This window comes from Candidatus Deferrimicrobiaceae bacterium, assembly GCA_035256765.1.
Classification (GTDB): Bacteria; Desulfobacterota; Deferrimicrobia; order Deferrimicrobiales; family Deferrimicrobiaceae; genus CSP1-8.
The window spans coordinates 1-23,368 of record DATEXR010000240.1 but is presented as its reverse complement, the minus strand read 5'-3'; the positions used below and the strand labels follow the sequence as shown (position 1 = coordinate 23,368).

25 protein-coding genes and 3 tRNA genes are annotated in these 23,368 nt (G+C 64.9%); 24 read left to right on the top strand and 4 right to left on the bottom strand.

Annotated elements, in window-relative coordinates; all coding sequences use genetic code 11:
* Positions 1–306, bottom strand: a 306-nt coding sequence (locus VJ307_08180; protein HJX74119.1) for a hypothetical protein, incomplete at its 3' end; no start/stop codon positions are given.
* 25 nt (positions 307–331) lie between these two features.
* Positions 332–1,351: a 3-deoxy-7-phosphoheptulonate synthase gene (gene aroF, locus VJ307_08175; GenBank protein ID HJX74118.1), complete on the bottom strand. Its 1,020-nt coding sequence runs from the start codon at positions 1,349–1,351 to the stop codon at positions 332–334.
* 136 nt (positions 1,352–1,487) lie between these two features.
* Here aroF and VJ307_08170 point away from each other — a divergent pair, with 136 nt between their 5' ends.
* The 9 genes from VJ307_08170 (at position 1,488) to gcvH (ending at position 7,319) form a co-directional block, all read left to right on the top strand.
* A complete protein-coding gene (locus tag VJ307_08170) occupies positions 1,488–2,126 on the top strand; it encodes an outer membrane beta-barrel protein (protein ID HJX74117.1) in 639 nt (212 codons plus the stop codon).
* Between the two features lie 104 nt (positions 2,127–2,230).
* Positions 2,231–3,037, top strand: coding sequence for an MTAP family purine nucleoside phosphorylase (locus VJ307_08165; GenBank protein HJX74116.1), 807 nt, complete (start codon positions 2,231–2,233; stop codon positions 3,035–3,037).
* The gene (locus VJ307_08160; GenBank protein ID HJX74115.1) at positions 3,034–3,315 is read left to right on the top strand and encodes a DUF507 family protein; all 282 of its coding nucleotides are present in this window, start codon (positions 3,034–3,036) and stop codon (positions 3,313–3,315) included. The genes VJ307_08165 and VJ307_08160 overlap by 4 nt, the downstream gene beginning before the upstream one ends.
* An 11-nt stretch (positions 3,316–3,326) precedes the next feature.
* Entirely contained in the window at positions 3,327–3,599 is a 273-nt protein-coding gene (locus VJ307_08155; GenBank protein ID HJX74114.1) for a DUF507 family protein, read from the top strand.
* Positions 3,600–3,752: 153 nt separating this feature from the next.
* Entirely contained in the window at positions 3,753–4,046 is a 294-nt protein-coding gene (gene groES, locus VJ307_08150; protein HJX74113.1) for a co-chaperone GroES, read from the top strand.
* 40 nt (positions 4,047–4,086) lie between these two features.
* Complete coding sequence (gene groL / locus VJ307_08145) at positions 4,087–5,712, top strand: chaperonin GroEL (protein ID HJX74112.1); 1,626 nt, start codon at positions 4,087–4,089, stop codon at positions 5,710–5,712.
* Between the two features lie 76 nt (positions 5,713–5,788).
* Positions 5,789–6,043: an FmdB family zinc ribbon protein gene (locus tag VJ307_08140; GenBank protein HJX74111.1), complete on the top strand. Its 255-nt coding sequence runs from the start codon at positions 5,789–5,791 to the stop codon at positions 6,041–6,043.
* A 22-nt stretch (positions 6,044–6,065) separates the two neighbouring features.
* Positions 6,066–6,926, top strand: a complete 861-nt coding sequence (gene folD / locus VJ307_08135; GenBank protein HJX74110.1) for a bifunctional methylenetetrahydrofolate dehydrogenase/methenyltetrahydrofolate cyclohydrolase FolD — start codon at positions 6,066–6,068, stop codon at positions 6,924–6,926.
* Between the two features lie 3 nt (positions 6,927–6,929).
* On the top strand, positions 6,930–7,319 hold the full coding sequence (gene gcvH, locus VJ307_08130; protein HJX74109.1) for a glycine cleavage system protein GcvH: 390 nt from the start codon (positions 6,930–6,932) through the stop codon (positions 7,317–7,319).
* Positions 7,320–7,329: 10 nt separating this feature from the next.
* Here the strand turns inward: gcvH and VJ307_08125 are convergent, their stop codons facing one another.
* The gene (locus VJ307_08125) at positions 7,330–8,286 is read right to left on the bottom strand and encodes an energy transducer TonB (GenBank protein ID HJX74108.1); all 957 of its coding nucleotides are present in this window, start codon (positions 8,284–8,286) and stop codon (positions 7,330–7,332) included.
* 138 nt (positions 8,287–8,424) lie between these two features.
* Here VJ307_08125 and VJ307_08120 point away from each other — a divergent pair, with 138 nt between their 5' ends.
* The 13 genes from VJ307_08120 to lon all read left to right on the top strand — a co-directional run bounded on the left by VJ307_08120 (position 8,425) and on the right by lon (position 22,100).
* The gene (locus VJ307_08120) at positions 8,425–9,066 is read left to right on the top strand and encodes a rhomboid family intramembrane serine protease (GenBank protein HJX74107.1); all 642 of its coding nucleotides are present in this window, start codon (positions 8,425–8,427) and stop codon (positions 9,064–9,066) included.
* 6 nt (positions 9,067–9,072) lie between these two features.
* Positions 9,073–9,477, top strand: a complete 405-nt coding sequence (locus VJ307_08115) for an HU family DNA-binding protein (protein ID HJX74106.1) — start codon at positions 9,073–9,075, stop codon at positions 9,475–9,477.
* A 75-nt stretch (positions 9,478–9,552) separates the two neighbouring features.
* A complete protein-coding gene (locus VJ307_08110; protein ID HJX74105.1) occupies positions 9,553–10,011 on the top strand; it encodes a universal stress protein in 459 nt (152 codons plus the stop codon).
* Between the two features lie 27 nt (positions 10,012–10,038).
* Positions 10,039–11,328 (top strand): phosphopyruvate hydratase, encoded by a 1,290-nt coding sequence (eno, locus tag VJ307_08105; protein HJX74104.1) that lies wholly within the window; start codon positions 10,039–10,041, stop codon positions 11,326–11,328.
* On the top strand, positions 11,325–12,875 hold the full coding sequence (gpmI, locus tag VJ307_08100) for a 2,3-bisphosphoglycerate-independent phosphoglycerate mutase (protein HJX74103.1): 1,551 nt from the start codon (positions 11,325–11,327) through the stop codon (positions 12,873–12,875). The genes eno and gpmI overlap by 4 nt, the downstream gene beginning before the upstream one ends.
* A 4-nt stretch (positions 12,876–12,879) precedes the next feature.
* Positions 12,880–14,592, top strand: a complete 1,713-nt coding sequence (locus tag VJ307_08095) for a response regulator (GenBank protein ID HJX74102.1) — start codon at positions 12,880–12,882, stop codon at positions 14,590–14,592.
* Positions 14,589–14,969: a PilZ domain-containing protein gene (locus VJ307_08090; GenBank protein HJX74101.1), complete on the top strand. Its 381-nt coding sequence runs from the start codon at positions 14,589–14,591 to the stop codon at positions 14,967–14,969. The genes VJ307_08095 and VJ307_08090 overlap by 4 nt, the downstream gene beginning before the upstream one ends.
* A 4-nt stretch (positions 14,970–14,973) precedes the next feature.
* A complete protein-coding gene (locus VJ307_08085) occupies positions 14,974–15,831 on the top strand; it encodes an amidohydrolase family protein (GenBank protein ID HJX74100.1) in 858 nt (285 codons plus the stop codon).
* A gap of 520 nt (positions 15,832–16,351) precedes the next feature.
* Positions 16,352–16,433, top strand: a tRNA-Leu gene (locus VJ307_08080).
* A 47-nt stretch (positions 16,434–16,480) separates the two neighbouring features.
* Positions 16,481–17,767: a trigger factor gene (gene tig / locus VJ307_08075; protein HJX74099.1), complete on the top strand. Its 1,287-nt coding sequence runs from the start codon at positions 16,481–16,483 to the stop codon at positions 17,765–17,767.
* Complete coding sequence (clpP, locus tag VJ307_08070) at positions 17,764–18,372, top strand: ATP-dependent Clp endopeptidase proteolytic subunit ClpP (protein HJX74098.1); 609 nt, start codon at positions 17,764–17,766, stop codon at positions 18,370–18,372. Before tig ends, clpP begins: the two co-directional genes overlap by 4 nt.
* Before the next feature lie 11 nt (positions 18,373–18,383).
* Positions 18,384–19,637, top strand: a complete 1,254-nt coding sequence (gene clpX, locus VJ307_08065; protein ID HJX74097.1) for an ATP-dependent Clp protease ATP-binding subunit ClpX — start codon at positions 18,384–18,386, stop codon at positions 19,635–19,637.
* A gap of 57 nt (positions 19,638–19,694) precedes the next feature.
* Positions 19,695–22,100: an endopeptidase La gene (gene lon, locus VJ307_08060; protein ID HJX74096.1), complete on the top strand. Its 2,406-nt coding sequence runs from the start codon at positions 19,695–19,697 to the stop codon at positions 22,098–22,100.
* Here lon and VJ307_08055 read toward each other — a convergent pair.
* The gene (locus VJ307_08055; protein ID HJX74095.1) at positions 22,097–23,092 is read right to left on the bottom strand and encodes a saccharopine dehydrogenase NADP-binding domain-containing protein; all 996 of its coding nucleotides are present in this window, start codon (positions 23,090–23,092) and stop codon (positions 22,097–22,099) included. The genes lon and VJ307_08055 overlap by 4 nt on opposite strands.
* Before the next feature lie 104 nt (positions 23,093–23,196).
* On the opposite strand from VJ307_08055, the gene VJ307_08050 reads away from it, so the two are divergent.
* Together VJ307_08050 and VJ307_08045 are read left to right on the top strand one after the other, a co-directional pair.
* Positions 23,197–23,272, top strand: a tRNA-Val gene (locus VJ307_08050).
* A gap of 14 nt (positions 23,273–23,286) precedes the next feature.
* Positions 23,287–23,363 (top strand) — tRNA-Asp (locus tag VJ307_08045).
* Positions 23,364–23,368: the final 5 nt, after the last annotated feature.

Here is a 23,368-nt window from a genome sequence, read left to right as displayed (position 1 = left end):
CTCTCCCGCCCGGAACCCCCGGGTATGGATCCGGATCCTGCCGCCCCCCTCGGACCAGGTCCCCGGTTTTCCCGGCTCTCCCGGGACTTTCCGGTAGGAAAGGCGGCCGAGCCTCTCCGGAAGCCCCAGGTTGCCGACGAGGTCCCCGGGGCGGAGAACCGCCGGCCGCCCGTACAGGATCGACGGGGCTTCCCAGGCGTTGCGCGCGAGACCGGTTCCCACCCGGAAATAGAGGATTCCCAGGTGGAGGAGAAAAATCCCCGCGAGCGCGGCAAGGAGGGTGCGGGGACGGAAGAAGGACTTCATGTCCGCGGGGCGATGAGGCTTCCGGTCAGATCGTCCTGCCGGCCGCGTCGATGAAGGGACGCAGGGCCGCCATCAGCTCCCCGAATTTCTCGAAGGTCAGCGACTGGGGGCCGTCGGACAGGGCTTTCTCCGGGGTGGGGTGGACCTCGATCATCAGTCCGTCGGCGCCCGCCGCCACCGCCGCGTACGACATCGGGGGGACGTACCGGGAGTGGCCGGTTCCGTGGGAGGGGTCGACGATGACCGGCAGGTGGGTGCGCTCTTTCAGCACCGGGACCGCCGACAGGTCGAGCGTGTTCCGTGTCGCGTCCTCGAACGTGCGGATTCCGCGTTCGCAGAGGATCACATGGCGGCCTCCCGCGGAGAGGCAATATTCGGCGCTCATGAGGAACTCGTTGATGGTCGTCATCATTCCGCGCTTGAGGAGGATCGGCCGCTTCGCCTTTCCGATCCGCTTCAGGAGGGAGTAGTTCTGGACGTTGCGGGCCCCCACCTGGAGGATGTCGGAGTACCGGGCGACCAGGTCGACGTCCATCGGGTTCATCACCTCGGTCACGACGGGCATTCCCGCGCTGTCCCCGGCCTTGCGCAGGATCCGGAGCCCCTTTTCCTCGAGCCCCTGGAACGCATAGGGGGAGGTGCGCGGCTTGAACGCCCCCCCGCGCAGCACCTGGGCTCCCGCCGCCTTCACCGCTTTCGCCGTTTCGACCATCTGCGGCTCGCTCTCCACGGAGCAGGGGCCTGCGATGACGAGAAGCCTCTTCCCCCCGACGCTTACGCCCGGGGCGAGCCGGATCTCGGTGGGCTCGGGCTGCACCTCCCGGCTGGCCAGCTTGTACGGCTTGAGGATCGGGACGACCGCCTCCACGCCGGGGAGGGACTCGAGCGCCTGCAGGACGAACTTTCCCCGCTCGTCCCCGATCGCGCCGATGACGTTCCGGGTCTTGCCGTAGATCGTGTGGGGGGTGTACCCCAGTTCCCGGATCTTCTCGATGACGGTCCGGGTCTCTTTCCGGGGGGTCCCCGGCTTCATGACGATGATCATGAATATCTTCCTTTCGTCGCGCGTATAGTGGGATCGGGAGTGTAATTATAGTCGGATTCCCCCCTTTATTTCCATATGGGCGGGGGGTAATCTGGAACCGAATCCCACCATCCGATGAGGAGAAGGAGGAAGTGCGATGCGGAAATCGGCGGTTCTGGTCCTTGTGGGGCTGTTGAGCGTGGCGCTGGCGTCCGCCGCCATGGCGCAGCAGTACGACCGGTACGAGAAATACGGGGGGCCGCCTCCGCGGCGGGGGGCGGGCGCGCCGCCGCCGCAGCATGCGGTGCACGGGCAGACGTACTTCTTCGGGCACATCGGTATTTTCGAGCCGAACGACGATGATCCGACCCTGACGGGAGGGGGTCTGGGAGGGTACGACACGGGAGGGAGCTTCGACATCGGGATCGGCTCGCGCGTCACCCCCCACCTGGCCATCGAGGGGACGTTCGGGGGATATGGGGCGGACCGGGGATCGGACGAGGTCACCGTGGTCCCGCTGACCTTCGGCGCCCGCCTCATCCTTCCCGCTCCCGTTTTCGAGCCGTATGTCGGATTGGGATTGGGGATATACTTCGCCGACCTGGAGGAGCCGGGGATCGACGATTCGGACACGACCTTCGGCGGGTACGGGTCGCTCGGCCTGGATGCGTGGCTCAACCCGCGGATGGCGCTCAACTTCGAGGGGAAATACCACTGGGTCGAGCCGGAGTTCAACGGGGTGGATGTGGATGTCAGCGGCTGGACGCTGAGTCTCGGAATCCGGATTGCGTTCTGAAAGGGCGGGCAAAGCCTGAGGGGCCCCGGATTCTCCTCCTGGGAGGGTCCGGGGCGTACTCCCTGCCGGAAGGATCGCTCGGCCTGCGCCTTACGACCCGGCGCGTGCGAACCCCTTTCGGCGTCGCCAACCCCTTCCACTTGTACGAACGCGGCGGGTTTCGCTACCTTTTCCTTTCCCGCCACGGGGAGCGCGGGTATGAGAAGACCGCGCCGTATGTGAATTACCGCGCGAACATCTACGCGGCCAAAGCCCTCGGGGTCGAGCGGATCATCGCCTGGTCCGGCCCGGGGATCATCGCGAAGGCCATGCGCCCCGGGGACCTCGTTCTCCCCGACGATCTCCTCGATTTCACGCGGAACCGCCCCTCGACGTTCTTCCCGGGGAAGGGGATCGGGTTTCTCCGGCAGTTCCCCGTGTTCTGCGGGGCGGTGAGGAAAGCCCTCCTTGACGCCGCGAAGGCCGTGGGGGGGGGGCCGCGGCTGCTCGACGGCGGGACGTACGCCTGCACCGAGGGCCCCCGGCTGGAAACCCCCGCCGAGGTGCGCTTCCTCGCGCGGGCGGGTGCGGACATGGTCGGGATGACGCTGTGCCCCGAGGCTTTCCTCGCCCGGGAACTTGAGATATGCTACGCCCCGGTCGCGTACCTCACCAACTACGCGGAAGGGAGGAAGGCGATGCCGTACCGCCGCGGGGTCCTCTTCGAGGGGATGCTGGACCGGTCGGGGGAGGGACCCGTCGAGAAGGCGAAGAACGCGATTCCCCCGCTGGCGGTCGCCGCGGCCCGCGCGCTGGCGGGGAGCAAAAGGGACTGCCCCTGCGCCGTCTCGATGGAAAGGTACCGCCGCGCGGGGGCGATCGGCCCCGACTTCCGGACGTGGGTTTCCCCCCCGGGACGGAGGAGAGGATGAAGGTCAGGGAGGAGCATGTCCGCCGGATCTGCCGGACCATCCTCTCCCGCTGGAAGGAGAAGGGTCTGATCCGGCCGAAAGCCGACGACGATCTGCTCCTGGGGAAGATGACCGGAGAGGTGATGTCGGATTTCCGGCGCGAAGAGGAGCTCGACCGGGAGGTCGAGGCGCTCCTCGAGAAGCATTCCGGGGAGTTGGCGCGCTCGCAGGCCAGCTCCCACCTGATGTTCCGGAAGATCAAGGAGCGGCTTGCCCGGGAGCGGAAGATCGTACTGTAGGGGAGGGGCCCGTGCGCCTGACCGAGGATCGCATCTCCCATCTGTCGCACCTCGTGATCGACCGGCTGTACAAGGACGACATCGCGGACTTCCCGGACGAGGCGCAGGCGCTCCGGGAGGCGAAAAAGATCTTCGGGTACTATGTGCGGGTGGAGGACGAGGTAGGCACGTTCGTCCGGCAGAAGATCGCGAAACTCTCCCGGCAGGTCCCCGAGGGCGGGAGGGAATGGGATATCCTCTACCGGAAATATTTCGAGGAGGAGATGGCGAAGAAAAAAATATAACCATCTAATTTGCAAGGCATTTCTTCTTTTTCGTTTTCCCTCTTGACACCGATTTCCCCCGGGGTTATAGTCTCTGTTAGCACTCGTCCCTGTTGAGTGCTAACCGCCGCGAGGCATTCATCCCATATTCGATTCTTTCAAGGAGGAGGCACCATGAAGGTCAGGCCGTTGCAGGACAGGATACTGCTCAAGCGCGTCGAGGAGGAGGCGAAGACCAAGGGGGGGATCATCATCCCCGATAGCGCGAAGGAGAAGCCGCAGGAGGGCCTGGTGGTGGCGGTGGGCCCCGGCAAGGTGACCGACAGCGGGAACCGCGTGGCTCCCGAGGTCAAGGCGGGGGACCGCGTCCTTTTCGGCAAGTATTCGGGGACGGACATCAAGATCGATGGCGAAGAGCATCTGATTCTCCGGGAGGAAGACGTCCTCGCGGTGATCCAGAAGAAATAACCTGCGAAATGAAGGAACAATAAAAAGGAGGAAGGGGAAGATGGCAAAGCAACTGAAGTTCGACGCGGATGCCCGCGCCGCGATCAAGATCGGCGTGGACATTCTGACCGACGCCGTCAAGGTGACCCTGGGGCCCCGTGGACGGAACGTGATCATCGAGAAGTCGTTCGGCTCACCGCTCGTCACGAAGGACGGGGTTACGGTCGCGAAAGAAGTGGAGCTTTCCGACAAATACGAGAACATGGGCGCCCAGATGGTGAAGGAGGTCGCCTCCAAGACGAGCGACGTCGCCGGTGACGGGACGACGACCGCAACCATTCTGGCGCAGGCGATCTACCGGGAGGGCTCGAAGCTCGTGGCCGCCGGATACAACCCGATGGACCTCAAGCGTGGAGTCGAGAGGGCGGTCGAGTCGATCGCGACGGAGCTCAAGAAGATGTCGAAGCCGACCAAGGACCCGAAGGAGATCGCGCAGGTGGGGACGATCTCGGCGAACAACGACGAGACCATCGGCAACATCATCTCCGAGGCGATGTCCAAGGTCGGCAAGGAAGGGGTCATCACCGTCGAGGAGGCCAAGGGGATGGAGACGACCCTCGAGATCGTCGAGGGGATGCAGTTCGACCGCGGCTACCTCTCCCCCTACTTCGTCACCGACCCGGAGCGGATGGAGGTCACCCTCGAGGAGCCGTACATCCTGATCCATGAAAAGAAGATCTCCAACATGAAGGACCTGCTGCCCCTCCTCGAGCAGATCGCCCGTTCGGGCAAGCCGCTCCTCATCGTGGCGGAAGAGATCGAGGGGGAGGCGCTGGCCACACTGGTCGTCAACAAGCTCCGCGGGACGCTCCACTGCTGCGCGGTGAAGGCCCCCGGTTTCGGCGATCGCCGGAAGGCGATGCTGGAGGACATCGGGGTTCTGACCGGCGGCAAGGCGATCGCCGAGGAGATGGGGATCAAGCTGGAGGCGGTCCAGCTGACCGACCTCGGCCGGGCCAAGCGGGTCGTCATCGACAAGGACAACACCACGATCATCGACGGGGCCGGCAAGAAGGCCGACATCGAGGGCCGCGTGAAGCAGATCCGGGCGCAGGTCGAGGAGACCACCTCGGACTACGACAAGGAGAAGCTGCAGGAGCGGCTGGCCAAGCTCGTCGGGGGCGTCGCCGTCATCAACGTCGGCGCGGCCACCGAGACCGAGATGAAGGAGAAGAAGGCGCGCGTCGAGGACGCCCTCCACGCCACCCGTGCGGCGGTGGAGGAGGGGATCGTCGCCGGCGGCGGCGTGGCCTACATCCGGGCGGCCAAGGTTCTGGACGGCCTGAAACTCGATCACGACCAGCAGGCCGGCGTCGATATCGTCCGGAAGGCTCTGTACGAGCCGGCGAAGCAGATCGCGATCAACGCCGGCCAGGACGGCGGCGTGGTCGTGGACAAGATCAAGAACGGAAAGGGGAACTTCGGCTTCAACGCGGCCACCGAGGAGTTCGAGGACCTGATTGCCGCCGGGATCCTCGACCCGACGAAGGTGACGCGAGTCGCCCTGCAGAACGCGGCATCCGTCGCGGGGCTCATGATCACCACGGAGTGCGCGATTGCCGAGAAGCCCGAAGAGAAGGAGAAGATGCCGCCGATGCCGCCGGGAGGCGGAGGCGGGATGTACTAAAAACGGGTATAATGAACGTCCCATAACGACAGGGGGGGCCGGGCGACCGGCCCCCTTTTTTGAAGGAGAAGGTACCGTGCCGATTTACGAATACCAGTGCAGGAAGTGCCACGGAGTGACGGAAAAGATCCAGGGGATGCAGGACCCCCCCCTGCGGAAGTGCCCTTCCTGCGGGGGAAGGCTGGAAAAGATGATGTCGCCGGGAGCTTTTGTCCTCAAGGGGACCGGCTTTTACGCGACCGACTACGCGCACAACCCGAAGGGGCCGGCGTGCCCCGCGGTCGGGGAGGATGCTGCGCCGGCATGCGCCGGCTGTCCGAAGGCCGAATAGGTTCTCCGGGGGACGCAAGGCAATGCCGGCCCACCTTATCGACGGGAAGGCGATCGGGGCGGTCGTCCGGGCCGAGATCCGGGACAGGGTGGGGGAGTTTTCCGCCCGGACCGGAATCAAGCCGTGCCTCGTTACGGTGCTGGTGGGAGATGACCCCGCCTCCCGGGTGTATGTGCGGAACAAGGGGAAGGCGTGCCACGAGGCCGGCATGCTCTCCCGCCAGATCGACCTGCCTGCGACTCTCCCCGAAAACGACCTTCTCGCCCTCGTCGCCGATCTGAACGCGGACCCCGCGGTCCACGGCATCCTCGTCCAGCTTCCCCTCCCCGGCCATATCAACGAATCCCGGGTGATCGAGGCGATCTCGCCGGACAAGGACGTGGACGGGTTCCATCCCGTGAATGCCGGGCGGCTGCTCCGCGGAGGGACCTGTTTCGTCCCGTGCACCCCCCTCGGGATCATGAAGATGCTCGACCACGAATCCGTCGATCTCAAGGGGAAACACGCGGTCGTGGTCGGGAGAAGCAACATCGTCGGAAAGCCCGTCGCGCTGCTCCTGCTCGCGAAGCACGCCACGGTGACCATCTGCCACTCCCGCACGAAGGACCTCCCCGCCGTGGTGCGCTCCGCGGACGTCGTGGTGGCGGCGGTGGGGAAGGCGGAGATGATCCGGGGCGCCTGGATTGCACCCGGGGCCGTGGTGATCGACGTCGGGATCAACCGGCTGCCGGACGGAAGACTCGTCGGGGACGTGGCGTTCGAGGAGGCAAGAGAGGTCGCCGGGAAGATCACGCCGGTGCCCGGCGGGGTCGGTCCGATGACGATCGCCATGCTTCTTCACAACACGCTGGAGGCGGCGACCCGGATGACCGCATCGGTGTAGGCTCTGCCCGCCCCCGTCGACCGCAGATACGCGCGCACCCATGTGTGGGCGCGACCCGAGAACACCGGGGACGTCCGCGTGGGCTTCACCCGCGTGCCCTGTTCCTGGCTGGGGGATGTCGTCTACGCCGAGCTTCCCGCGCCCGGAACCGATGTCCGGGCGGGCGAGCCGATCGGGCTGGTGGAGTCGTCGGTCGCGGTCTGCGAGGTCGTGGCCCCGGTCTCGGGGGTAGTCGTGGACGTCAACCCCGTCGTGGAAGGATCCCCCGAAACGATCACCGCCGACCCGTTCGAGGGAGGGTGGCTGCTCGCCATCCGTCCGTCGGATCCCGCGGAGGTGGGCTCCCTCCTGAGCGGGGAGGAGTATGACCGGCTCTTCCCGTCGGAGGAGTAGCCCGGGGCCCCTACCGGATCCGGAGGGAGTGCATCTCGTAAATGAAGTGGGCCCGGATCCTCAGGTGGGGGATCTTGTACGCGTCGGGAATCGGGTTGTAGGGCGACGCCTTGCGGATGGAACCGAGCGCCTCGTCGTCCAGGACCTTGTGTCCGGACCCCTGCAGAAGCTCCACGGACTCCAGTTTCCCGCTCCGCCCGATGACGAAATCGATGATCAGGTCTCCCTGGAGCCCCGCGGCCGCGGCTTCCTGCGGATACTGCCAGACGAGCTCGATCTTCCGCTTGATGCCGGCGAAGTAGGAGATGTACTGGATCTCCGGGGCGTTCAGAGCGGTGAGGTGGGCCCCGCCCCCCTGCTCCTCGGTGATCGGCCCTTTCTCGACGGCTTTCCCCCCCGTTCCCACCGCGTTTCCGGATGACGTCCCCTCGCCCCGTCCCGCCCCGGGGTCCGCTTTCGCCATGACCATCTTTCCCAGGGAGGGAGTGATCTCCCGGAGGGACTTGGGCGCGGCGGAGGAAGGCGGCTCGGGAGGCGCCGGGGGAGGGGGGGCGGTGTCCCGCGACAGGTCCCCCGCACGGGCGACCTGGGTCAGCTCGCTCCCGGCGGGCGGGGCGGTCTCCTTCCTCGGCCGGGGGACGGGAAACTCCTTCTCGGGGGGAAGCTCGGGGTTGACCGGCAGATCGGGAACGCGCCCCGCGAGTTCCCTCGGCGGGGGAGGGGGCGGCTTCTCCCTCCGGACCGGCCTCGGGGGAGCAGGAGCGGGAGGCTTCGGAGGGGCGCCCTCGACGATTCCCGGCTGCGGCCGCGGGAAGTCGATGGTTCGCGGCAGGTCGGCCAGGTCCACGACCATCACGTCCGGGGGCCGAAGCGGGGCGAGGGGAATCATCGACGCCAGCACCAATCCCGTCAGATGGAACAGGACGGAGAGGGCGATCCAGTTTTTCAGCAAATGACGGTTCGGCATAAAATCCTATTATATCCGACCATCGTCCCCACTTTTCAATTCGTGGCGCTCCCGCTACCATGAAAAGAAATCCCATCCCGGAGGAGCGTTCCCATCATCCCTCTGAAGGACACGGTCCCGTCTCCCCGGACGCCGTATGTGAATTACGGGCTGATCGCCCTGAACTGCGCCGTGTTCCTCTACCAGCTGGGCCTGGGTGACCGGCTGACGGGATTCGTCGATACCTACGCGGTCATCCCGTTCCGCTTCGTGCATATGTTTCTCCGGCACCCGGCGGAGCTGCTGACGCCCCTTTCCGCCATGTTCCTTCACGGCGGATGGATGCACCTGCTCGGCAACATGCTCTACCTCTACATCTTCGGGGACAACGTGGAAGGCACGCTGGGCCGCGGCAGGTACCTCCTGTTCTACCTGGCGTGCGGCGCCCTCTCCTTCCTCGCCCAGATCGCGTTCCAGTCGAATTCCATGGTTCCCAACATCGGGGCATCCGGGGCGATCGCGGGAGTGCTCGGGGCGTACTTCCTCCTTTTCCCGAAGGCGCGGATTCTGACGCTGGTGCCGCTGTTCTTCTTCTTCCCCGTGGTGGAGATCCCGGCCTTCTTCTTTCTGGGGATCTGGTTTCTCCTCCAGTTTCTGAGCGGGGCGGCGACGATCGGCCAAACCTCCGCCCTCACGGGGGGCGTGGCGTGGTGGGCCCACATCGGAGGGTTCCTCGCGGGCATGATTCTGCTGAAACTGATCATGCCGCGCGGCTCCGCGCGCAGGCCCATCATCGTCTGAAAGGGCTTGACACTCCCTCCCTCTTCGGCATTCAATGAAATCAATTTTCATGACGATAGTCGATCCGCCGGGTTTCTTCCATCCGGGGATCCCGTCCACTACCCCATACCGACAGGAGGAGATGCAATGACGAAGGCAGAACTGGTTGCGTTCATGGCAAAAAAGGCGGGCCTTACGAAGGGCAAGGCCGAAGGGGCGCTCCACGGGTTCACCGAGGCCGTCACGTCGATCCTGAAGAGGGGAGGCAGGCTTGCCCTGACGGGTTTCGGGACGTTCAGCGTCAGCAACCGGAAGGCCAGGATGGGTCGGAACCCGCAGACCGGCGCCCAGATCAAGATCAAGGCGACGAAGGTTCCCAAGTTCACGGCCGGCAAGTCTCTCAAGGAAGCGGTCGGGGGGAAGAAGAAATAGGGAATTCCTTTCCGCGGTCCACGAAGGTCCCCGGCCGGCCATGCGCGGCCGGGGATTATTTTTGGCGGAGGGAATATGTTCACGAAGATCCTGTTGTCCACGGATTTCTCCGAATGCTCCGGGGAGGCCGCCGGGGTGGCGAGGTCCCTGGCGGAGCGGTTCGGCTCGCGGGTCGTGCTGCTTCACGTGCTCGACGAGCCGGCGACGCTCGACCCGATGTTCCGCGGGGACATCCCGCTGGAAATGCTCCGGAGCCGGATGGAGCAGTTCGCGCAGGAGAACATGGACGCGTTTCTCGGGCGGCATTTCTCCGGTTTCGAGAACTTTGACACGTTGCTCGCCACGGGAATACCCTACAGGGAAATCATCGGAAAGGCTCGGGAAGTCGCAGCGGATCTCATCGTGATCGGAACGCACGGCCGGACGGGGGTGGAGCACGTGATCTTCGGCAGCACGGCGGAAAAGGTGGTTCGCATGGCCCCGTGCCCCGTCCTCACCGTCCGGAAGAGCGGCAAGGAGTTTGTCCAGCCGTGATCTTTTTTCATCGGGAGGGATTTTCCTATGACCATGATCATGGATGTCCACGGGCGGCAGGTTCTGGACTCGCGGGGAAACCCCACCGTGGAGGTCGAGGTGCACCTCGAGTCCGGCGCGGCAGGACGCGCGATCGTTCCCTCGGGGGCGTCGACCGGGACCCGGGAGGCGGTGGAGCTGCGGGACGGCGACCCGAAGAAGTATCTGGGCAAGGGGGTGCTGAAGGCCGTCCGGAACGTGAACCGGGTGATCGGGCCCAAGCTGATCGGCTTCGACGCCACCGAGCAGGCCTTCGTCGACAGGATGCTGATCGAGCTGGACGGGACGGAGAACAAGGAAAAGCTCGGCGCGAACGCCATCCTCGGGGTTTCCCTGGCCGTTGCCCGGGCGGCGGCGGAGAGTTGCGGGCTGCCCCTCTACCAGTACCTGGGGGGCGTGGGGGGACGCACCCTCCCCGTGCCGATGATGAACATCGTGAACGGCGGCTCCCATGCCGACAACAACGTGGACATCCAGGAGTTCATGGTGATGCCCGTCGGTGCGAAGTCGTTCTCCGAGGCGCTCCGGATGGGGGTCGAGACGTTCCACCACCTGAAAAAGGTGTTGAAAGGGAAAGGGCTGAACACCAACGTCGGCGACGAGGGAGGGTTCGCCCCGCGGCTCCGGTCGAACGCCGAGGCGATCGAGGTGATCCTCGAGGCGATCGGGAAGGCGGGGTACAAGCCGGGAAAGGACATCGGCATCGCGCTGGACGCCGCGGCATCGGAGTTCCGGGAAAAAGGGGCGTACGTCTTCCGGAAATCGGACCGCTCGAAGCGGTCCGCCGACGGAATGGTGAAGTTCTACGAAGGGCTGTGCCGGCAATACCCCATCCTTTCCATCGAGGACGGGTTCGCCGAGGACGACTGGGGGGGCTGGAAGTCGTTCACGCAGGCCATGGGGAAGAAGATCCAGATCGTCGGCGACGATGTGTTCGTGACCAACCCGAAGATCCTCCGGAAGGGGATCGAGGAGGGGATCGCGAACTCCGTGCTCATCAAGCTGAACCAGATCGGGACCTTGAGCGAGACGATCGACGCCGTGGAAATGGCCAAGCGGGCCGGGTGGACGGCCGTCGTGTCCCATCGGTCCGGCGAAACCGAGGACAGCACCATCGCCGACTTCGTCGTCGCCCTGAACACGGGGCAGATCAAGACGGGCTCGGCCTCGCGGACCGACCGGCTCGCCAAGTACAACCAGCTGCTGAGGATCGAGGAGGAACTGGGGCAATCCGGGAGGTTCGAGGGGAGAGAAGTGTTCTATAATATCCGATTATGAAGGAAAGGCTTATCGCTCTCATCGTGCTGGACGGCTGGGGGTACCGGGAGGAAACCGAGGGCAACGCGGTGGCCTTGGCCAAAACCCCGTTCTTCGACCGGCTCTGGGCGGAGTTCCCCCACACGCTGATCCACGCTTCCGAAGAGCGCGTCGGACTTCCCGCGGGTCAGATGGGAAACTCGGAAGTCGGCCACCTGAACCTGGGGGCGGGCCGGGTCGTCTACCAGGAAATCGTCCGGATCTCGAAGGCGATCCGGGATGGCGATTTTTTCCGGAATCCGGTTCTCCGCGAAACGATGGATGCGTCCCGGCGGAGCGGGAAGGCGCTCCATCTCGTTGGACTCCTCTCCGACGGGGGCGTGCACTCGCTCCACACGCACCTGGTCGCCCTTCTCGAGATGGCGAGGCAGCGGGGGGTGGAGCAGGTGTTCGTCCACCCGATCTTCGACGGCCGCGACACTCCTCCGACCAGCGGTCTTCACCACCTGCGCAACCTCCAGGAGAAGATGGAGCGGATCGGGGTGGGGAAGGTGGCCACGGTGTCGGGCCGGTATTACGCGATGGACCGGGACAACCGCTGGGACCGCGTCGAACGCGCCTTCCGCGCGATGGTGCGCGGCGAGGGGAAGGCGAGCGCCGATCCGGCGGCGGCCGTCTCCGGTTCCTACGAGGCGGGGGTGACCGACGAGTTCATCGAACCGGTGGTTATCCATCGGGACGGCAAAGCCGTGGGGCCCATCTCCCCGGGGGATTCGGTGATCTTCTTCAACTTCCGGTCGGACCGCGCCCGGCAGCTTACCCGGGCCCTGACGCAGGACGATTTCGACCGCTTCCCGCGGCCCGAGCGGCTGGGGCTCGCGTTCGCCTGCATGACCTCCTACGACGAGACCTTCCACCTGCCCACCGCGTTCGGGGCGCAGACGATGGACCATATCCTCGCGGACATCTTTGCCGAACGCGGGATCCGGAACCTCCGGATGGCGGAGACCGAGAAGTACGCCCACGTGACCTATTTCTTCAACGGGGGCGCGGAGAAGGTGTTCCCGGGGGAGTCGCGGATTCTGGTTCCGTCCCCCTCGGTTCCCACCTACGACCTGCAGCCGGAGATGAGCGCGCACGAAGTCGCGGAGCGGGCGGTGGCCGAGGTGGGGTCGGGCCGCCACGACATGCTGATCCTGAATTTCGCGAACGGGGACATGGTGGGGCACACCGGAATTTTATCGGCCGCGATCCGGGCGATCGAGGCGGTGGACGAGGGCCTGCGCCGCGTCGTCGAGAACATCTGGGAAACGGGGGGCCTGGCGCTCGTGACGGCCGACCACGGGAACGCCGAACAGATGGTGGACCCCGAGACGGGGGGGCCGCACACGGCCCACACGACCAATCCGGTTCCCCTGATTCTCGCCGATCCGCAGGGGAAGGGAACGGTACTGAAAAACGACCGCGCGCTGGAGGACATCGCGCCGACGATCCTCCGGATGATGGGGATCCCCCCGCCCGTCGAAATGACCGGCGAGGATATCCGCCGGGCGGAGAAAGGGATCTGACGCCATGACGAAGAAATCGGTCCTGATCGTCAACAACGAGGCGAGCGTCCGGGACATGCTGGCGACCCTTTTCTCCGACGCGGGCCTCCGGGTGTCCCTGGCCGACAACGGTGCGCAGGCCCTTCAGATCGTCTCCAACTCCACCCCCGATTTCATCCTCTGCGAGCAGTTCCTCCCCGACGGCTCCGGGGTGGAACTGAAGCGGCGGCTCCTCCGGGTAACCCCGAAATCCCGTGTGATCGTCTTCTCCTCCTTTTCCGTCATCCGGACATCGGACGACGTCCTGCGGTTCGGGTCCTCCGATTTCATCATGGACCAGCGCGAGCTCCTGGACATCCTCCTGGCAGCGGGAGAGGACAGGGTCCCGGTGGCGTTGCCGGTGACCGACTTGCACCTGAAGAAGTGCCTCATCGAGACGATCGACGTCCTCGTCGGCCTGCTGGAGATCAACGACCCGTTTTTCGGCGGGAATTCGCACATCACGATGCAGTACGCCCGCGCCGTTGCCGAGGAGATGAACCTGTCAACGGAGATGGTGGACGAGATCGTCGTGGCGTCGCTCCTGCACGACATCGGCAGGATCGGCATCCGCACCGAGATTCTCACCGGGAAAAAGGATATCTCCGACCGAGAGTACAGCAATGTGAAGTCCCATTGCGAAAACGGCGCCAAGATCCTCGACTCGATCGAATTCCCGTGGAAGATCAAGCCGATCATCGTGCACCACCACGAGCGATACGACGGGAAGGGATATCCGGGCGGGCTCAAGGGCCGGCAGATCCCGGTGGGGGCGCGGATCCTGTCCGTGGTGGACGCCTTCGCGGCGATGACCGCCAACCGGCCCTACCGGCGGAGCCGGCAGAAAGAGGAGGCGATCGCGGAACTGCACCGGAACGTGGGGAGCCAGTTCGACCCGGAGATCGTCGAAATCTTCACCCGCGTGTTGGAACAGAAGTTCTACTACCACGGGATCGGGGGCAAGCCGAAGATCCTCATCGTGGACGACGAGATGGACTTCCTGACCCTCCTCAAGCTCAAGCTTGTCAACGAGGGATTCGACGTGATCGGCACGGACAACCCCTCCGAGGCGCTGTCCTACGTGGAGAAGGATCGCCCGGATCTCGTCATCGCCGACGTCTTGATGCCGGAGATGGACGGGATCGCGATGTACAGGAAGATGCGCGAGATTCGGGGGGTCGGGGATACGCCCCTCCTGTTCCTTTCCGCGAGAGACGATACGGACACGAAGGTCGAGGCGCTCCACCTGGGAGCGGAGGATTACCTCGTCAAGCCGGTGGACCTGAGGGAACTCGCCGCCCGAATCCGCAACATCATCCGGAGGGACCAGAAGGGAAAGAAAGACGCCTCCGCGGCAGGTGCGGTCCAGGGGGTCATGGGGGACCTCAGCAATCTCGGGATCCCGGAGATCGTCCAGACCCTTCACCTGGGGCTCAAGACCGCCTGCGTGACCCTGAAGGCGGGGGAAGCCGACGGGGGGCGGATCTACTTCATGAACGGGCGGATTTCCCACTGCGAGACCGGGAACCTGAATGGGGAGGAGGCCTTTTACCGGCTCTTGCGCCTCCAAGAGGGGTCCTTCGTGATCGCGCATAGCCAGACCACCACCGATCGGACGATCGACATGGACGAGATGCAACTGATTCTGGAAGGATTTCGCCGAATCGACGAGGAAAAGAAGGAACCGACATCCAGATGACTCTGTTTTCCAGGGAACGGAGGAAAAAAGAGAGGAAACAGCGCATGGCCAGGGTTGTGTTCACGGTCCAGAGCGGCAAGCACCCGGAGAGGGTATCGTCGCCCGTATCGGGCACCGCGAGGGATTTTTCCTCGGCGGGGATGTCCGTCGTGACCCCGAAGATCGCCCCGGACGGCCTCCACGTGATGTACGACACGCTCATGACGACGCGCAACCGCGTGGACGCGACCGTCTTCCCGGAAGGGGGGGCGCCGATCCGGGTGTCGGGGAAGGTCATCTGGTTCCGAACGGCTGAAAGCCACGACGGATCCTACATTTTCGGCATGCAGTTCGACGAGCCCTCGGCGGATCTGAAGGAGTGGCTCTACCTCGAGTAGGCCCTTGAAAGCGATCGACGTACACGCCCACCCCAGCACCCGTCCCTGGTACGAATCGATGCGCCCGTACTTCGAGGCGCTCGAGGCCTACTACAAGGTTCCCTTTCATGTCCGCACGGAGGAGGAGATGGCCGGCGAGTTCCTCCGGGCCGGGGTGGGCGCGATGATCCTGGCGTGGGACGCGGAGACCACGACCGGGCTGCCGGCGACGACCAACGATTACGTCGCCTCGGTCCGGGACCGGTTCCCCGGCGCGGTCATCGGGGCCTGGGCTTCGGTCGACCCGTGGAAAGGGGAGGAGGCCGTCCGGGAGCTGGACCGCGCGGTCCGGAACCTTAGGCTCGCGGGGGTGAAGTTCCAGGGGATCGCCCAGTCGTTCTTCCCGAACGACCGGCGCTTCTACCCGCTCTACGAGAAATGCGTCGAGCTCTCCGTTCCCGTGCAGTTCCACACGGGGACCACGGGACTGGGGGCGGGGACGCCCGGGGGGATGGGGCTCAAGCTCAAGTACACCCAGCCGATCCATCTCGACGATGTCGCGGCCGATTTCCCCGGCCTCACCGTCATCGCGTGCCACCCCTCGTGGCCGTGGCAGAGCGAGATGATCGCCATCCTCCTCCACAAGGCCAACGTCTTCATGGAGACGTCCGGCTGGTCCCCGAAATATTTCACGCCCGAGCTGAAGAAGGAGATCGCCGGCCGCCTGCAGGACAAGGTCATGTTCGGGTCGGACTACCCCGTCCTCGCCTACGAACGGCTCTTCCGGGACTGGGACGCGGAAGGGTACCCCCCGGCCGTCCTCGACAAGGTCTTCCTTGCCAACGCGCGCCGCATCCTCCGCTTAGAACAGGGACGTTCCTAAGAACTCTTCCCCCTCTGCGGCAGGCGCCACATCTGCGCGCACCGTTACGCGGCGTCATGGCCGGCTTCCGCATCCTCGGAGGGGGGTCGCTCGCTTCGTCGCTCGCCTTGCAGCGGACCCGCAAGGCTGCGCTTGACCTTCCTCCCGGAAAGCTCCGCTCGGACCCCCCGTCCTTCGGCTGCTCCGCCGCGATCGCCCCGGTATCTGGGCGCAGGGACCGGCTCCGCTGCCTCGGAGGGGGGCTCCGTTCGTGGCTCGCCGTGCGGTGAACCGGCACGGCTGCGCTTAACCTCACTCCGCCCCCCTCCTGCGTCCGCTCCGCCGCGACCGCCCACTTGACTGGGCGGCCCCAAGGGCAGGCGCCGTCGACCGGGGACCCAGGGCGATGCAGAGGGGAATCACCCGCGAGACAGGATCCTTCCACTACCGGCACGCGGGCTCGGAGGCGGTCGTTTGGGCTTGCCAAGCGGAAATATATGTATATACTGTAGAATTCCGTATACTGACCCGCCGGTGGTGTGCGAGAGTGGCGGAATGGCAGACGCGCCGGATTTAGGATCCGGTGGGCAACCGTGAGGGTTCAAATCCCTCCTCTCGCACCAACTGCCAGCATGTTTTACTCTAAAGGAACAGGAGAGAACGATTCATCATGAAGACGAGCATCGAGTCGGTCAGCGGCGTGGAGAAGAGGATCCGGGTGGAAGTCCCGGCGGACGAGGTATCCCAGCGCGTCGAGGCGGGGTACGCCAAGGTTAGGAAAGTGGCGCCCCTCCGCGGATTCCGGAAAGGGAAGGCCCCGATGTCGATGGTGCGGCGGGTGTTCAAGGAGTCCGTCGAGACGGATGTCGCCGAGGATCTGGTCCGGAATTCCCTCTCCGAGGCGGTGAAGGAGAACAGTCTCAAGATCCTGTCGCTCCCGAAGATCGACGGGGCGAAGCTCACGGAGGGGGAGGAGTTCGTCTTCACCGCCACGGTGGAGGTCGTCCCCGAGGTGACCCCGGAAGGATACCGGGGGATCCCCATCGCGAAGGAGGAGGCGGTGGTGCGGGACGAGGACGTGGACACGGCGATCGATCGCCTCCGGGAGTCCTTCGCCCAGTTCCACGCGGTGGAGGGACGGGGGGCCGGAGGGTCCGACCTGGTGGAGTTCGGGTTCACCGCGACCTCGGAGGGGAAGACCGTCGAGAAAAGCGATTCCTCGAGCATCGTCATCGAGGGGGGGGTGCCGTTCGGAAAGGAGTTCGAATCGCACCTTTCGGGAGTCCGGCCGGGGGAGGAGAAGACGTTCGAGGTGCGGTTCGAGCCGGATTTCCCCAACCGGAAGTACGCCGGGAAGCAGGTGGTGTTCGAGGTGAAGGTGAACGGCGTAAGGGAGAAGAAGCTTCCCGAGATGGACGACGAATTCGCCAAGGGTTTCGGGGATATAGACGGACTTTCCGATCTCAGGGAAAAGATTCGGGTACGCCTGGTCCAGGAAGCGAAGGAGGCGGCGAGGGGCGGCATGGAGGAACAGATCCGGCAGGGTCTGCTGGAGAAAAATTCCTTCGAGGTTCCCAAAACCCTTGTCGACCGGGAGATCGTCTCCATGATCGAGGATACCGCGAGCCGGCTCGTTTCCCAGGGGATCGACCTAAAGAAAGTGAGCCTGGATTTCGAAAAGATGAAAGAGAGGTTCGCGCCGAACGCCGAGCGGTCGGTCCGCCTGTCCCTCCTCCTCGCGGTGATCGCGGAGAAGGAGGGGATCGACGTACCCTACTCCGAGATCGAGGCGGAGCTGAAGGAAATGGCGGCCCGGTCCGGGATCGAGTATGAGAAGATCCGGGAGATGTACGGGGACGAGGAGCGGATGGACAACCTGCGCAACCGGCTGCTGGACAAAAAGGTGATGGCCTACCTGCTCGCGAGCGCCGTTGCCAAGGAGGAGGTGGCGGGATGAACCTCGTGCCCATTGTTGTGGAGCAGACCAGCCGCGGCGAGCGGTCCTACGACATCTATTCCCGGCTGCTCAAGGACCGCATCGTATTCATCGGCAGCGGCATCGACGACGAAGTCGCCAACCTGGTGATCGCCCAGCTGCTGTTTCTCGAGGCGGATGACCCGGACAAGGATGTCAACCTGTACATCAACTCCCCCGGGGGGTACGTGACGGCGGGGATGGCCATCTACGACACCATGCAGTTCATCAAGCCGCAGGTGGCCACCGTGTGCATCGGGCAGGCCTCGTCGATGGCCGCGGTGCTGCTGGCCGGAGGGGCCGCCGGGAAACGGACGGCGCTGCCCAACGCGCGGGTCCTGATCCACCAGCCGATGGGGGGGGCGAAGGGACAGGCCACCGAAATCGAGATCCACGCCCGGGAGATCCTCAGGATGCGCGAGGAGCTCAATAAAATCATCTCCAAGCACACGGGACAGCCCCTTTCCCGGATCGCTGCGGACACCGAGCGCGACTTTTTCATGTCGGCGGAGCAGGCGAGGACCTATGGTATAATCGATACGGTGGTGGAGAAGAGGTCGTTGCCCGCAAGACCGCTCGTAGACTGACGGAGGCGACATTGACCCGGAAAATCAACGATAAGGCCAACATGCTGGTGTGCTCGTTCTGCGGAAAGGCTCAGAACGAGGTCCGCAAGCTCATCGCCGGTCCGACCGTGTACATCTGCGACGAATGCGTGGAACTCTGCAACGACATCATCACCGAAGAGTACGAAGTCGATGATTCCCTCGAGGAGAAGCGGCGCCGGCTCCCGAAACCCACGGAAATCAAGAAGATCCTCGACGAATACGTGATCGGGCAGGAGCGGGCCAAGAAGATCCTCTCCGTCGCGGTATACAACCATTACAAGCGGGTCGAGACGCGCGCGGGCGACGGGGTCGAGCTCCAGAAGTCGAACATCCTCCTGCTCGGTCCCACGGGAAGCGGGAAGACCCTTCTGGCCCAGACGCTGGCCCGCATCCTGAACGTCCCGTTCACGATCGCGGACGCGACCACGCTCACCGAGGCCGGATACGTGGGGGAGGATGTCGAGAACATCATCCTGAGCCTCCTGCAGGCTTCCGACTACGACGTGGAGAAGGCCCAGAAGGGGATCGTCTACATCGACGAGATCGACAAGATCGCCCGGAAGTCGGAGAATCCGTCGATCACGAGGGACGTGTCCGGCGAGGGGGTCCAGCAGGCGCTGCTCAAGATCCTGGAGGGGACGATCGCGAATGTCCCCCCCAAGGGCGGCCGCAAGCATCCGCAGCAGGACTTCATCAAGGTCGACACGGGAAACATCCTCTTCCTCTGCGGGGGGGCGTTCATCGGGCTCGACGGGATCGTGGAACGGCGGACCACGAAGAAGATGATGGGGTTCGCGGCCGACATCGTCTCCCGCTCGGAGAGGAACATCGGCAAGCTCCTCGAAGCGGTGCAGCCGGAGGACCTGATCCGCTTCGGACTCATTCCCGAGTTCGTGGGTCGCCTCCCGGTGATGGCCACGCTGCACGAGCTCGACGAGGATGCGCTGGTCCAGATCCTCACGAAGCCGAAGAACGCGCTCGTACGGCAGTACCAGCGGCTCTTCGAGTTCGAAAACGTGAAGCTCGAGTTCAGCGAAGACGCGTTGCGGTCCATCGCGAAGCAGGCGATCGGGCGCAAGGCGGGGGCTCGGGGGCTCCGTTCCATCCTCGAGCACATCATGCTGGACGTCATGTACGACATCCCTTCCCAGAACAACATCAAGAAGTGCATCATCACCGAAGACGTCGTCGGCGGCAAGGTGCCTCCCGAAATCGTGCAGGGGAAGAAGGCCGAACTGGCGTAAACGGACCCGGACGGATCCGGCCCCCGTCCGGGGGCGCAGGTTCGACGCGGAGGGTGTATGGAAGACAGGAAGAGGATCCTCCCGCTTCTCCCGTTGCGGGACATCGTGGTGTTCCCGCACATGGTGGTTCCTCTTTTCATCGGAAGGGACCGGTCGATCGCGGCCCTCGACGCCTCGCTCGCGCAGGGCCGGCTCATCTTCCTCGCCGCCCAGAAGGACGCCTCGACGAACGAGCCCGGGGAGGAGGACATCTTCCGCATCGGGACCGTCGCGCACATCGTCCAGATCCTGAAGCTCCCCGACGGCACGGTCAAGGCCCTGGTCGACGGGCGGTTCCGGGCGCGGCTCCTCCACTACCTGCCGAACGACCAATATTTCCAGGGGAGCGTCGAGGAGTACCCGGTCGAGCGGTTCGGGGGGGCCCATGCCGAGGCGCTGGTCCGGAACGTCGTCTCCTCCTTCGAGAACTTCGCGAAGCTCAGCAAGAAGATCCCCGTCGAGGTGCTGACGCAGCTCGGGTCCCTGGACGACCCGGCGAAGCTCGCCGACACCGTGGCCGCCCACCTGCCGATCAAGCTGGCGGACAAGCAGTCGGTCCTGGAGCTTCCGACGACGAGAGAACAGATGGAGAAGCTGCTGTCCCTCCTCGAGGGGGAGATCGAGATTCTCGAGATCGAGAGGCGGATCCGCGGGCGCGTCAAGAAGCAGATGGAAAGGACGCAGCGGGAGTTCTACCTGAACGAGCAGATGCGCGCCATTCAGAAGGAGCTCGGGCAGGGGGACGAGGGACGAACGGAGCTCGACGAGCTCGAGGAGAAGGTCAAGAAGAAGAAGATGGGCAAGGAGGCGCAGCAGAAGGCCGAGAAGGAGATCAAGAAGCTGCGTCTCATGTCGCCGATGTCGGCGGAGGCCACCGTCAGCCGGAACTACGTCGACTGGCTCATCTCGATCCCCTGGCAGGAGCGCACGGAGGACAAGCTCGACATCGAGATCGCGGAGCGGATCCTGAACGAGGACCACTACGGCCTGGAAAAGGTCAAGGAGCGGATTCTCGAGTACCTCGCGGTCCGCAAGCTGGTGACGAAGCTGAAAGGGCCGATCCTCTGCTTCGTGGGCCCGCCGGGGGTGGGGAAGACTTCCCTCGCCAAGTCGATCGCGCGGGCGACGGAGCGGAAGTTCGTCCGCATGTCCCTGGGAGGCGTTCGCGACGAGGCGGAAATCCGGGGGCACCGGAGGACCTATATCGGGGCGCTCCCCGGGAAGATCATGCAGCAGATGAAGAAGGCGGGTACGGTCAACCCCGTGTTTCTGCTCGACGAGGTCGACAAGATGTCGATGGACTTCCGGGGGGACCCCTCGGCGGCCCTCCTCGAGGTGCTCGACCCCGAGCAGAACAACTCGTTCAACGACCATTACCTGGACGTCGACTACGACCTGTCCGACGTGATGTTCATCACGACGGCGAACATGCTCTACGGCATCCCTCCGCCCCTGCAGGACCGGATGGAGATCATCCGGATCCCCGGCTACACGGAGGTGGAGAAACTGCACATCGCCATCGACCATCTCCTCCCGAAAAAGATGGAGGAGCACGGGCTGCCGGCGGACAGGATCACCTTTTCCAGCTCGTCGATTCTCTTCGTGATCCGGTACTACACCCGGGAAGCGGGGGTCCGGAACCTGGAACGGGAGATGGCCTCCATTCTGCGGAAGGTCGCGCGGGAATTCGTCAAGGAGAAGGGGCCGGGGAAGGTCCGGATCACCCCGCAGTCGGTGCGCCGGTACCTGGGGGTCACGAGGTACCGGTACGGCGAGGCGGAGGACAAGAGGCAGATCGGCCTGGCGACGGGGCTCGCATGGACCGAGTTCGGCGGAGAGCTTCTCCTCATCGAGGCGGCGATCATGCCCGGGAAGGGGAACCTGAAGGTCACCGGGAAGCTCGGCGAGGTGATGCAGGAGTCCGCGCACGCGGCGCTCTCCTACATCCGCACCCGCGCGGAGATCATGGGCCTCGAGAAGGACTTCTACCAGAAGATCGACATCCACATCCACGTGCCGGAAGGGGCGATCCCCAAGGACGGTCCCTCGGCGGGGATCACGATGGCGACGGCGCTCGCTTCCGCGCTGTTGCGCGTCCCCGCGCGCAACGACCTGGCGATGACGGGGGAGATCACCCTGCGGGGGCGCGTCCTGCCCATCGGCGGGGTGAAGGAGAAGCTGCTGGCGGCCCATCGGGGCGGGATCAAGACGGTGATCCTGCCCGCCGAGAACGAGAAGGATCTCGCCGAGATCCCGGCGAAGATCAAGAAAAACGTGAAGGTCATCTTCGTCCGGCACATGGACGAGGTGATCTCCGCCGCCATCGAAATGCCCGAGACGGTAAAAGTTCCGGAATCGGAGCCGGTTCCGGAGCCGCCCCCGGCCGCCCCGAAGGGGGAAGGCGGGGACGTGGTGCGCCATTAGGATTGTTCCGGCGGGTCCACCGTAACGGTTGCGTTGCAGGACGAGGCGATTCGCGCGGCCTCCTCCCTTCCGAGGATCTCGGGGAGCGGCAGGAGGCCGTTCCGATTTCCCCGTTCCCGGCCCAGCAGCAGGACGGTTTCGGCGAGCACCGTCCCGGCGACCCGCCCGTCCGGGTCGCTAATGGCCGCGTACCCCTTGTGTCCTTCGCCCGCCGGGCACACCCCCGCGGCGGCTGCGGGGGTCCCCTCCGCCGGCCGCAACGACCGGCGGAGCCAGAACAGGAACGCGGCGGACATCTCCCTCCCCACGGCTCCGAACACCCCGAAACCGCCGGCGATCCCCTTGCAGATCCCGGCCGGCTTCCCTTCCGGAAAACCGATCACCCGTCCTTCCCCCGCCTCGAAGTATCTGCCGACGGGAGCGCGGGGCGGGGAGGCCGAGGGACGTCCGATTTCCCGGGCGATCCGGCGGAAGAAGGCGTAGCCGCCGAACCGGTCCGGGGAACAGAACAGGAACGTTCCGCCGCCCCCGCGGGAGAACCGTTTCCCGACCGCCGTCGGGAGGAAGTGGGCGGCCAGCAGGTCCGTCCAGCCGGGCAAAAGGCCGCACCCGGAGACGGCTCCGGCCCCCGCGCGGCGGAAGGCATCGTGGATCTCCCTGCGGTCATCGCCGGAGAGGACGCCGTCCCCGATGCTCGCCACGGGCCGCTTCGACCGCGCGCACGTGAGGAAGACCCCCTTTTCGTACTCCGCGCACGGCCCCACGGCGTTCGCCACCGCGTCGACGTCGTCCAGGAGCCGCTCGAGGTCGGGGGCGCGCCCGACGTCGGCCATCGCCCACCGGCACTTCGGGGACAAGGCCCTGGCGAACTTCTTCACCTCCCGGATGTTGTAGTCCACGAGGAGGAGTTCCGCAACGTCCGTTCGTCCGGCGAGTTCCCGGGCCGCGGACTGTCCGACGAACCCCATTGCGCCGAGCAGGGCGATCTTCATGACCCCCATAGTAGCAGACGGCAAGGTCGGTGTTTTCCCGATTCGCGTTGACATCTGCGCGAACCATTTGCTATTTTAGGATGTCCTGTTCATCGGGATTTTGCGGGCGGATAGCTCAGATGGTAGAGCATCGCCCTTACAAGGCGAGGGTCACAGGTTCAAGTCCTGTTCCGCCTACCAGTCGCCTTCGTTTCGGGGTGGTAGTTAAGCTGGTTATAACGCCGGCCTGTCACGCCGGAGGCCGCGGGTTCAAGTCCCGTCCACCCCGCCATTTTT

Bases quoted from the DNA above. Each gene is read 5' to 3' on its own strand.
- VJ307_08090 (HJX74101.1), top strand. From the start codon at position 14,589: ATGACTCTGTTTTCCAGGGAACGGAGGAAAAAAGAGAGGAAACAGCGC.
- aroF (HJX74118.1), bottom strand. From the start codon at position 1,351: ATGATCATCGTCATGAAGCCGGGGACCCCCCGGAAAGAGACCCGGACC.
- eno (HJX74104.1), top strand. From the start codon at position 10,039: ATGACCATGATCATGGATGTCCACGGGCGGCAGGTTCTGGACTCGCGG.
- VJ307_08095 (HJX74102.1), top strand. From the start codon at position 12,880: ATGACGAAGAAATCGGTCCTGATCGTCAACAACGAGGCGAGCGTCCGG.
- VJ307_08170 (HJX74117.1), top strand. From the start codon at position 1,488: ATGCGGAAATCGGCGGTTCTGGTCCTTGTGGGGCTGTTGAGCGTGGCG.
- gpmI (HJX74103.1), top strand. From the start codon at position 11,325: ATGAAGGAAAGGCTTATCGCTCTCATCGTGCTGGACGGCTGGGGGTAC.
- folD (HJX74110.1), top strand. From the start codon at position 6,066: ATGCCGGCCCACCTTATCGACGGGAAGGCGATCGGGGCGGTCGTCCGG.
- VJ307_08055 (HJX74095.1), bottom strand. From the start codon at position 23,092: ATGAAGATCGCCCTGCTCGGCGCAATGGGGTTCGTCGGACAGTCCGCG.
- groES (HJX74113.1), top strand. From the start codon at position 3,753: ATGAAGGTCAGGCCGTTGCAGGACAGGATACTGCTCAAGCGCGTCGAG.
- VJ307_08110 (HJX74105.1), top strand. From the start codon at position 9,553: ATGTTCACGAAGATCCTGTTGTCCACGGATTTCTCCGAATGCTCCGGG.
- VJ307_08160 (HJX74115.1), top strand. From the start codon at position 3,034: ATGAAGGTCAGGGAGGAGCATGTCCGCCGGATCTGCCGGACCATCCTC.
- clpP (HJX74098.1), top strand. From the start codon at position 17,764: ATGAACCTCGTGCCCATTGTTGTGGAGCAGACCAGCCGCGGCGAGCGG.
- tig (HJX74099.1), top strand. From the start codon at position 16,481: ATGAAGACGAGCATCGAGTCGGTCAGCGGCGTGGAGAAGAGGATCCGG.
- VJ307_08125 (HJX74108.1), bottom strand. From the start codon at position 8,286: ATGCCGAACCGTCATTTGCTGAAAAACTGGATCGCCCTCTCCGTCCTG.
- lon (HJX74096.1), top strand. From the start codon at position 19,695: ATGGAAGACAGGAAGAGGATCCTCCCGCTTCTCCCGTTGCGGGACATC.
- groL (HJX74112.1), top strand. From the start codon at position 4,087: ATGGCAAAGCAACTGAAGTTCGACGCGGATGCCCGCGCCGCGATCAAG.